At 38.3% G+C, this 11,297-nt stretch carries 8 protein-coding genes; 1 reads left to right on the top strand and 7 read right to left on the bottom strand.

What is annotated here, in order from left to right:
- The first annotated feature begins 31 nt into the window (after positions 1 to 31).
- Positions 32 to 580 (top strand): NADPH-dependent FMN reductase, encoded by a 549-nt coding sequence (locus RZO55_RS12505; RefSeq protein WP_439100052.1) that lies wholly within the window; start codon positions 32 to 34, stop codon positions 578 to 580.
- A 75-nt stretch (positions 581 to 655) separates the two neighbouring features.
- On the opposite strand, the gene RZO55_RS12510 is transcribed toward RZO55_RS12505, so the two are convergent.
- The 7 genes from RZO55_RS12510 to namA all read right to left on the bottom strand — a co-directional run bounded on the left by RZO55_RS12510 (position 656) and on the right by namA (position 10,443).
- Complete coding sequence (locus RZO55_RS12510; protein WP_318064618.1) at positions 656 to 1,528, bottom strand: sugar ABC transporter permease; 873 nt, start codon at positions 1,526 to 1,528, stop codon at positions 656 to 658.
- Positions 1,528 to 2,922 carry a carbohydrate ABC transporter permease gene (locus RZO55_RS12515; RefSeq protein ID WP_318064619.1) on the bottom strand — a complete coding sequence of 465 codons (1,395 nt, stop codon included), beginning with the start codon at positions 2,920 to 2,922 and terminating at the stop codon, positions 1,528 to 1,530. Before RZO55_RS12515 ends, RZO55_RS12510 begins: the two co-directional genes overlap by 1 nt.
- Before the next feature lie 35 nt (positions 2,923 to 2,957).
- A complete protein-coding gene (locus tag RZO55_RS12520; RefSeq protein WP_318064620.1) occupies positions 2,958 to 4,235 on the bottom strand; it encodes an extracellular solute-binding protein in 1,278 nt (425 codons plus the stop codon).
- Positions 4,236 to 4,267: 32 nt separating this feature from the next.
- Complete coding sequence (locus tag RZO55_RS12525; RefSeq protein ID WP_318064624.1) at positions 4,268 to 6,520, bottom strand: glycogen/starch/alpha-glucan phosphorylase; 2,253 nt, start codon at positions 6,518 to 6,520, stop codon at positions 4,268 to 4,270.
- Between the two features lie 64 nt (positions 6,521 to 6,584).
- Positions 6,585 to 8,045 (bottom strand): 4-alpha-glucanotransferase, encoded by a 1,461-nt coding sequence (gene malQ / locus RZO55_RS12530; RefSeq protein WP_318064621.1) that lies wholly within the window; start codon positions 8,043 to 8,045, stop codon positions 6,585 to 6,587.
- A gap of 90 nt (positions 8,046 to 8,135) precedes the next feature.
- Positions 8,136 to 9,131, bottom strand: a complete 996-nt coding sequence (locus tag RZO55_RS12535) for a LacI family DNA-binding transcriptional regulator (protein WP_318064622.1) — start codon at positions 9,129 to 9,131, stop codon at positions 8,136 to 8,138.
- A 283-nt stretch (positions 9,132 to 9,414) separates the two neighbouring features.
- Complete coding sequence (namA, locus tag RZO55_RS12540; protein WP_318064623.1) at positions 9,415 to 10,443, bottom strand: NADPH dehydrogenase NamA; 1,029 nt, start codon at positions 10,441 to 10,443, stop codon at positions 9,415 to 9,417.
- Between the last annotated feature and the right edge of the window lie 854 nt (positions 10,444 to 11,297).

The following is an 11,297-nucleotide window of genomic DNA, read 5'->3' on the forward strand; positions in this document are numbered from 1 at the left end:
AGAATTTAAACTAAAAATGGAGGTATATTTTATGAGTAAGACAATTGGAATTATTAATGGTAGTTTGAGGAAAAATTCATTTTCCGGAAGCATTGCAGACTATGTGAAAAATCACGGGCCGGAAGGTTATGTTTTTAAAATCATCGATATTGGAAAACTTCCTCTTTATAATCAGGATCTTGATAATGAAGACCTGAATGAATACACCGTATTTCGAAATGAAGTAAAAAATCTAGACGCCGTACTATTCATTACACCAGAACATAACCGTTCTATTCCTGCAGCGCTGAAAAACGCTCTTGACATTGGTTCCAGACCTTATGGTGAAAATGTCTGGAGCGGCAAGCCAGGTGCCGTAATCAGTCAGTCACCAGGTGGCATAGGCGGTTTTGGGGCAAATCATCATTTACGGCAGGTACTGGCTTTTCTAAATGTTTTAACTCTCGCTCAACCCGAAGCGTATATTGGTTCTTTTCATACATTGATCGATGAAAATGGGGAGTTAAATAACGAAGCTACCAAAGAATTTTTGGACGGTTTTTTAGCTGCTTTTGCTGCTTGGATTGAAAAACTATCTTAAATTAAACAAGGGAAACAGCCATGGCTGTTTCCCTTGTTTAGTTTATAATTAAATAAATAATAAAGACTCTAAGAATTAACCTTTGACAGCACCTGACATTCCCTCCACATAGAATTTTTGTGAAAACAAAAAGATAAATGAAATTGGTATTGAGATCAATACACAGCCTGCAAAGAACTGGGTATAATAATATTCCACAAATTCTTTCTCCAGCATGGTCCATAATCCGATAGCAATGGTGTAATACTGTCTGTCCTGTCCCAATATCACCTTTGCAAAAATATAGTCCACCCAAGGTCCCATAAAAGAGGTTAAAAGTGTTGTAACAATAATCGGCCTGGATAGAGGGATTGTTATCTTACGAAATACCTCCCACTTAGTTGCACCATCGATAAAAGCGGCTTCGTCGATTGTCTTCGGAATGGTATCAAAAAAGCCCTTGACGACCAGGTATCCCAGCCCCGAACTTCCTGAATATACCATAATCAGGGCAACAAGTTTTAAAGGACCTGCCTCTAAAAATCCAAATCCCTTTAATATATAGTAAACTGCATACATTGACATGAAACCAGGAAACATACCAAGTATCAAGGCAATATTCATTATTTTTTTACGCATTTTGAATCTTAGCCTGGATGTTACATAAGCGACACATAATACAAAAAAAGCAGATAGTAAGCAAGAACATGTTGCTACGATTAATGTGTTGAAAAACCATTTTTCATAATTTAAGCTGCCTGCGGAATCAAATAATTTCTTATAATTGTTCAGCGTATATCCTCTTGGCAATATATAGCTTTTATAGGAGCCGCCTTCTGCACGAAAAGAAGTAAGGATAACAAAGAAAATCGGCAGAACCCATATAAATCCAAGAATCCCCAAAAATACATGAACAATGGTATTATTAATAAATTGTCTTCTTTTTAAAGATTTTGTATCTCTCTTCATTATTGGAAAGCCTCCTCATCTTTATAAGAACCTGAGTGACGATAAGTTAATAATGATAATATTGCCAGTATGATAAAGACTACAATCCCGATAACGGCACCTAAATTGTAATCCTTATTCGTAATGGTCAATTTATATAACCAGGTTACTAACAAATCTGTTTTACCGGCATAATAGTATTCCAGTGATTCCGGTCCGCCGCCTGATAATAAAAAGATAACGTTAAAATTATTGATATTTCCGACAAAAGATGTAATTAAATATGGTGTTGTGATAAACAGCATATAAGGTAATGTTATTTTGATAAATGTGACAATTGCATTTGCGCCATCCACCTTTGCAGCCTCGTATAAATCTTTGGGTATATTTTGCAGAATACCTGTTGTTGTTAACATGGAAAAAGGAACACCGATCCAGATATTAATACAGATAATTGTAATCTTAGCCAGTGTCGGATCAGTAAAAAACGGGATTGCCTCCGTCGGTCCAATGATACCGATATTACGCATCATTGCATTCACCGGACCATTGGTATTGAAGATCGTTCTCATGGTGAGTAGCGATACAAACTGAGGCACTGCTATGGACATGATAAAGATAAATCTCCAAAACTTTTTATATCTGGTACCTTCACGATTGATTACAATAGCTAACAACATTCCGAAAATGTAACAGGAAAATGTAGCAAATAATGCCCATATGATGGTCCAGTTAAGTACCGGCCAGAATGTGTCAGATAAGGTACCGTTTTGAGCAAACATTGCCGAAAAGTTTTTAAAGCCAACCCAGTCAAAGAGATTCCCTGGCGTCTGATGGTTTTTATCGTAGTTAGTAAATGCAATTAATACCATAAAAACAAGGGGAACAATCGTAAAACATAAGACGCCTGAAACCGGTAAAAACAAAAGGGATTTATGTAAGTTTTGCTCTGACAAAGATGCTAAATCTTCTTTGAAAGAAGGAACTGCCTTGCCATATTCTATATTTTTCTGTGTTACATAAGCACTTCTTACAGAAGCCATTGCAAAAAGAATAAAACCAAGAGTCAGAAATATTGTTACAACACCATAGAGCAGACATAACATAGAATTATCCCCTGGTGCATATTCATAAATCTGCTTTGCTTCATTAAAAACTTCCGCTTGTACCGTAGTTCCCAATGTTATAAAATCTGCAATGGAATTAAAACCAGCCGTAATCATGTAATAAATATAAGCAATTTCTACGAAAAGCATAAGCAAACCACGAATAACCTGTTTATGAACCAGATTACCTAACCCAAATACCAGGACAGATAATTTTGTTATCGTATTTCCTTGAATAAAAGCGGTAATTCCCCCTATATCACGCAGCGGTGCGTTAATATCTGACTTCGTTTTCTTTTTGCGAAACATGATCTCCAACTCCTTTTTAAGATAGAATGAGAACTTTAATGAACTACCTTTAGTGCATCTACAAATATATCTAACTTTTTCTGTACATTTTCTTTGTTTAACTCACCAGATTTTATTTCAGTTGCAATGCCGGCAACATTAGCCCAGTACTTTGAACTGAATTCTACAGATGCAGGCTGCATAACAGATGCAGTTTTTACTTCCTCTATCATAACCTTTGCCACTTCATCCGCCTGTAATTCTTCTGATTCTCCTGCTTTAAGATTGGTAGGTACCTGACCACTCTTCTCATAACGCTCTAACTGCATATCTTCGCTTCCAAGATAAGCTGCGAATGCTACTGCTGCTGCAGGATTTTTTGACTGAGAGTTAACGCCGATTGCCTTGGAACCGTAGAAGCTTTTTAACTGATAATCATTTCCGTCCGGATTGAAAGTCGGGATTACTGCCAACCCCAAGTCATCGCCTAAAGCATTCTTATAAAGATTATAGTTCCAGGAACCGTCAAACCACGCACCTATTCTGTGATCAGCTGTTAATTCAGAAAGAGAAACATCATCTGCATATGCTGTTTTTGGATTATTTATTAGGTCAATTAAGTAATTTGTTACAGCAACGCCGGTCGGATTATTCCAGTTAGCACCAGCTGCAAAATCTGTCTGGCTTTCACCATAGATGGTTAAGCCTGCACCGTAGTACCATGCACCTAATTTCCAGCCGGCAGCGGAGTCAAAGCAGAAATTATAGACTTTATCACCCGTATCTTTTGCCATAATGCCTTCTATGGATTTTACGTCATCCTTGCTTAACAATGATTTATCATAATACATAATGAAGGTATTATGAGTAAAAGGAATCCCATAGATTGCATCGTCTTTTGTTACTGTTTTTACAACAGATTCCTCCATAGTGGATTTAACCATTTCTTCTGTGCTTCCGCCAAGTCTGGCAATAGCTCCTGCATTGATTAACTCATTTAACTGGTCACTTGCAAAGAAGAAGACATCACCGGCTGCTGATACATCTTTTAATATTTCATCTTTTAAAGTGTCTTCCCCTTGTGTTTCAACATTAAATGTAATATTCCATTCAGGGTGTAATGCCTGGAAGGATTTTGTCATAGAATCCAGAGTTCCTGTCTGAATTTGATTTTCGGGAGCCCATATTTTTAATGTTACAGGCTCTGCTTCCCCCGTTTTGGTTGAGTCTGACTTTCCCGGAGTTGTACCACTGTTTGAAACATTCTTACTGCAGGCAGAAGAAGATACTACCATTGCAGCGACCATAAGTAAGGCTAAAAAAATTTTTTTCATAAAATACCTCCCCTTAATAAAAGTTTTGATTTTCATGATAATTTCCAAATATCCTGATTATAACCCCTGATTGTTCTGTCGGATGAGAAATACCCGGCACGACTGATGTTTTCCAACATCATCTTTGACCATTTAACCCGGTCTTCATAATCTTCAATGATTTCTTCCTTTTTTGAGATGTACTCTCTCAAATCCAGTAAAGACATGAACCAATCCTTTGAAATAAGTTCATGATGTAAGCGTTCCAGATACTCTTTCCTGCCGACTTCCATCAGGGTTTGACTTACAATAAAGTCAACCAGATTATGGATCAATTGGTCTTTTTCATAAATTTTTTTTGCTGCATAATCATGTTTATCGTAATGAGCAATGACTTCTTCACTCGATTTCCCAAAGATATAAATATTATCTTTCCCTACCAAATCTGCTATTTCGACATTGGCACCATCCATAGTTCCTAAGGTAATTGCTCCGTTTAACATGAGCTTCATATTCCCTGTACCGCTTGCTTCCTTGGAGGCCAAAGAGATCTGTTCGGAAATCTCACAGGCAGGAATCAGCTTTTCTGCTAACGTAACATTGTAATTTTCAACCATGACTACGTTTAGGTAAGGATTCACTTCCGGATCCTTGAAAATCACGTCCTGCAAACATAAAATCAAATGAATAATATCTTTAGCTATGACATATCCAGGAGCTGCTTTTGCACCAAATATGATTGTAATCGGCGTTTTGGGCTTATTGCCTTTTTTGATTTCCAAATATTTATAAATAATATATAGTGCATTCATCTGTTGTCTTTTATATTCATGTAAGCGCTTGATTTGAATATCAAATATGGAGTTCTCATTTATCTGAATTCCCTGTGTCTGCATTAAGTACTCTTTTAGAACTTTCTTATTCTCATTTTTTATCTGAAGCAATGTATTTAATACTTTGCTGTCTTCTTTAAACGCCAGAAGCTTCTCCAATTGATCTGCATCTTTCTTAAATCCGTCATCAATCAATTCGCTGATAAAGGAAGTCAATGGATAGTTACAATGCAACAGCCAGCGCCTGAACGTAATCCCATTGGTTTTATTGTTAAATTTCTGCGGATATATTTTATAAAAACTATTGAGTTCATTCTGTTTCAGGATTTCCGTGTGCAGGCCTGCAACACCGTTTACACTAAAGCCGTAATGGATATCAATGTGAGCCATGTGCACCCGGTTCTCACTGTCGATGATATATACAGATGGATCATCAAATTTACTTCTGACCTTTTGATCCAGTACTTCAATAATGGGAAGCAGATGAGGCACTACCTTTTCTAAATACCGAATTGGCCATTTTTCCAAAGCCTCCGCTAAGATTGTATGATTGGTATAAGCGCAGGTCTTAGAAACTATCTGGATCGCTTCCTCTATGTTAATTCCCCTCTGTGTCAGTAAACGGATCAGTTCAGGAATGATCATGGTTGGGTGGGTATCATTGATTTGAATTACCGCATATTCATTTAAATCCTTTAATGAACTTCCCTTTTTCTCACATTCTTCAATAATCATCTGTGCCCCATTGCTTACCATAAAGTACTGTTGGTAAATTCTAAGCAATTCCCCCTTCTCATCACTGTCATCCGGGTATAAGAACAGAGTAAGATTTCGCCTGATGTCCTCTTTGTCAAAGGAAATCCCCTCTCTTACAATGGACTCATCCACTGTATCAACGTCAAACAAATGCAGGTAATTGGTTCGATTCTGGTAACCAGTTACTGCAATATCATATAACGTTGAAGTGACTGAAAAGTCTTTGAAGGTAACCGTATATGAAGTGCCTGTCTTTGTTAACCAGCTATCTCTGGTAATCCATGGGTTTGTGGTTTCCTTTTGCAGATTCTCACTAAATAACTGACGGAATAACCCTAAGTGGTAATTTAATCCAATACCGTCGCCGCTTAATCCAAGGCTGGCAATGGAATCCAGAAAACAAGCAGCCAGTCTTCCCAGACCGCCATTACCCAAAGACGGTTCCAATTCTACATTCTCGATTTCTGTAATTGATTTTCCATTTTGAACCAATTCCCTTCTCACTTTATCGTAAATACCCAAGTTGATTAAGTTATTGGATAATAACTTACCGATCAAAAACTCAGCCGATATGTAGTAAACCTTCTTCTTACTCTCTTCCCCCTGCTTTTGATCTGCCATGCTTTTTGTCATTTCCAAAAGCACCAAGTAGATTTCCTCATTACTGCATTCCTGAAGTTTTTTTCCGTATCGATCCTGAACCTTTTTTTCTAACATTACAACTACCACACCTTTCAAGAATACCTGCTAACCTCCAGTTTCAAGTCCTAAATAGTTTGTGCTATTTAGCTAACCGATTACTTCTTCGTATCAGATCCCTGATACTGTTAATTTCCTGTTTGAACTCGTCAAAGCTTTTTAACTTCCATTCCCAGTTAGGGGACCCCAGTGTACCCGGTGTATTGATTCTGCCTTCATCTCCCAGGTCAATCACATCCTGTACCGGAACAATGGCAATGTCTGCAATACTGTCAAAGGTTAATTTAAGGAAACGCTTTGAAATGGTCTTATCCTTATAACCAAGCTTTTCTAATTTTTCTCTGATTGCAGCCTGGGTTTCTTCTTCCTGTGAAGTATACCAGCCGCGAATTGTCTGATTATCGTGGCTTCCTGTATAGATCACCATATTGCGTACATCTTCAAAGTCATTGTTATTTTCCTTCGGATCAAAAGTAAACTGTATAATCTTCATTCCCTTTAATTGATAATGATTCTTTAATACATGTACCTCTTTTCGTAAATCTCCCAAATCTTCTGCAATGATTTCCAGCCGGGGAAATTTTTCTTTGATCAAGTCAAAGACTTCATAACCAGGTGCCTCAATCCATTTTCCTTCAACCGCCGTATCACAGGTAGAAGGAATGCTCCAATAAGTATCAAACGCCCTGAAATGATCAATTCGAATGTAATCAAAAAGTTTACTGTTATATGCAATACGGTCAATCCAGAAGCCATAGTTAGTTTCCTTTAGGTATTCCCAATCATAAATCGGATTCCCCCATCTTTGTCCAGTTTCGCTAAAGTAATCCGGCGGTACCCCTGCGATAAAGACCGGTCTTCCATCTGAATCCAGTAAGAAACATTCCTGATTAATCCATACATCCAAAGAATCGATTCCGACATAGAACGGAATATCTCCCATAATCTTGATCCCATGATTGTTGGCATAATTCTTTAATTTCATCCATTGTTTATAGAATTGGTATTGTACAAACATCTCATACTTAATTTCCTTGTTGTAAGCAGAGATGTCATACTTTTTATCCCTGATCCATTCTTTTTGTTCCATGCTCCATTCATTCCAACATTTTAGGTGATTCTGCTTTTTCAAGGTAAGGAAAACTGCATATACGTACACCCATTCCTGTGCGGCAAAATCCTTATACTCTCTCGTCGGTATAAAGTGTTCAAATGCTTTTTTTAAATAAAGCCCTTTAAATGCCCTTACTTTTTCATAATCCACACAGGAACTGTGCTCCATAAATTTTGGTGGTTCTTTCTTTAATAAACCTTCTAAAAACAACTCTTCCAGGCTGATATAGATCTCATCTCCTGCAAAAGAAGAGTAGGGCTGATAGGGCGAATTACCATACCCCAAGGGATTTAACGGCAGGATCTGCCATATATGAAATCCGCTTTTTTCCAATAAATCTATTAATTCATAACTATACCTGCCCATATCTCCGATTCCATGATTGGACGGCAGCGACGATAAAGGTAATAACATTCCTGCTTCTCTCATATAACAGCTTCTCCTTTTCTAGCAAATTGGCTGCAGTTTTTACGGAAAACGGTTTCCGTATTCTGAAAAAAAATTATATTGATATTACCCCTATTTCTGAATAACATCCATATAATTAATTTTACATAGCTCATAAGGCACCAGGACATGTCTGCCCATTTCTCCATTAAGCAATTTCTTGAGTTCATCAAAAGCCTGCTTAGACTTCCTGTTAAAATCCTGTTTCACTGTATTCATAGCTATTTGGGTATAACCCATTAATCGAATACCGTCAAAACCGCATACAGGACGGAATAAATCCATCTCCCTCAATGCAAATACCGCACCGATTGCCATTAAGTCTGATGCACATACAACCACATTGATCCTGGAAGCATACTTTTGTGTGATCTCTCTTGCTTTATATTCATTAAAATCACCATACTGTATAATTAATTCAAAATGATACTCCTCCTGGAGCTTCTTCATAGCCTCTAATCTCCGGTTGGTTATGTATCCACCTGCACCGCCCGCAATATAAAGCACATGATTAATGTATTCATTCTCATCAAAGGTCTTCTTCGCCACATCATACTGTGCCTGAAAGTGATCGATGGATACAGATGAAGTTCTTGCATTGGTGATGGGTGAGTCAACCAAAACACAAAAAAACTCTTGCTTCTCAATAATCTTATATATGTTTTTATTTTCTATAGATAAATTATATATAATCAAACAATTAATCCTTTGGGATTTCAAAAAATTAGTAACCTCTTTGTAGTTCATCTCTTCAAACTGGGAACTAAAAAATGTTACCACTTCTATGCGATATTCTTTCGCTTTTTCAAAAGCGCCTGTCAGATGCTGCATATTGATTTCTTCGACAAACTCACTATTATGCCGGATATCAACAATCAGCCCTACCCGGTTAAATTCCTTTTTAGAGAGGGATATGGCAACTGAGTTCGGTACATATCCCAACTCTTCAACAACTTTTTCCACCTTTAATCTGGTCTCTTCACTCACCAGAGAATAATTGTTTAAAACCTTAGAGACCGTTGATTTTGCTACCCCTGCCTTTTTCGCCACATCATTTATAGATACCATCAAATAGCCTCCTTCGGAAAACGGTTTCCTGAATCTAAATATACAATTGTTTATTCTTCTTGTCAATGCCTTTTTTATATTTTCAATAATTGCATCGTCCCATATTGCACTTTTTTAGTAATAATATATATATTTTGAGGTTCTTGCATTCATAAGCACAACAAACAAATCCGCATTTTAACTGTAGAAACGCAGTAATTAATAACGAACGCAGCACCGACCAATTTTTTAATTTATACTTCGTAATAAGAATACCCGCCGACAACACATTATCTTTCATGCATTATTTTCTTGCCTGAAAACCACGCAGATACTGCTCCGGCCACGGATATTCGACTTCTAAATCCCGAGCTGTATGCAGTACCCAGTAAGGATCACGCAGAAGTTCACGGCCTAAAGCAACCAGATCTGCCCGTCCTCCCCCCAGAATTTCCTCAACCTGATGCGGGTCCGTAATCAGACCAACCGCAGCCACAGGCAAACCGCATTTTTGTTTCAGCCACTCGGCAATTTTTACCTGGTATCCTGGATAGATTGCTGTCGGCGGTGTGGGCACAACTCCGCCTGTACTTACATCCAGCACGTCAATATAGGACTTCACCAACTCAATAATTTCAGACATTTCTTCCTTATGCATGCCATCGGGTTCATAATCTTCAGCAGATACACGCAATAAAACCGGTTTTTCATCTGGCCAAACCTCATGTACTGCCTTTAGTATGTCAATCAGTATACGGCATCGTTTTTCCGTTGATCCACCATAACCATCTGTTCGATGGTTTGTCAACGGCGACAAGAATTCGCTGATGAGATAGCCATGGGCACCATGAATTTCTATCGCATCAAAACCGATTTCAGCTGCCCGTGCAGCTGCGCTGCGAAATGCACTAACCGTATCCTGAATATCCTCTTCCGTCATCTCAAGGGGCATGGGAGAATCCTTACTGAACGGAATCGCACTGGGGGCGTATATTGCTTTTTCCTGGGCTCCACATTTGCGCCCCGCATGATTAAGCTGAATCGCCATTTTTGCTCCCTGTTTCTGGCAGGCGGCAATAATTGGAGCAAGCGCTTTTACCTGATTATCATTCCAAAGTCCCAAACAATGATCAGATATACGTCCCCACGGTAAGACACCGGTGGCCTCCATAATTATCAGCCCCGCTCCGCCAACCGCACGGGAGGTATAGTGGGTAAAATGAAATTCATTTGGCATACCATCGGTACCGGCACTGTACATACACATCGGGGGCATAACGATACGGTTGCGCAGAGTCATGCTTTTTACTGTAAATGAGTTTAATAAGTACATAAGACATTCTCCCTTCTACACTCTAGTCCATAAAAATCTATCTATTGAATAACACCTGCATAAGACCAGCCGATTCCCTGTTTTCTGTATTTCAGCCAATCTTCATGAGATATAAACCGTTTATTGAAATTAACTTTTTCATTATAACATTTTCCTGCAGCAAAGCTGGGTATCATGAGAAAATACCTATGTCTATGTCAGATTAGCGTTCCGTGAGAAAGCCGCCAAATATCAGGACATTATACTGATCTGTCTGTGGATACTTTTGTCTTTAGAAGCTGCAAAATCTTCTACTACTTTCAAACTTTCTGAAACAGTCATTTACATATTTCTCCCTGCGCAGATTTTTACTTACTTTTATTATACCCAAGCAATGCACATACTTCAATGCTAAAACAGAATCATTTCATAAAAACACATAGTCTTTCATTTTCATTAGTAACATTTCTGTGTCAATAAGCCCCTCATACCAGCATACGCTCATGGGAACATGTATCAATTGCCTTACCGAGTTCGGTCATATTGCCGGCATTAAGTAACGTTTGTAACGCCCCCTAACACTTTCTTATCTGATTCCTTTATGTTTGCCTGAAATCCCGATATTATTATTCCTTCACTGGTCTGAATCGGTTGCTGAATTACATTCCAATCCTGTCCGGCTAAACCTCCGCTGGTGCTAGCAATACATACGAAGGGTTAATTGAAAAGTTATATGATCATTTCTTTGAGGATAATGCTGCCACCTTGGAAATGTATTTTGAAACCTGGATGGAATGGAGGATACCGCGCTCTAGAAGTTCCTGGGTCACACCAGCCTCACCATGCCACCACTATCTCCGAAACATCACTTCCCA

The organism is Clostridium boliviensis (genome assembly GCF_033342255.1).
GTDB lineage: Bacteria > Bacillota > Clostridia > Lachnospirales > Lachnospiraceae > Lacrimispora > Lacrimispora boliviensis.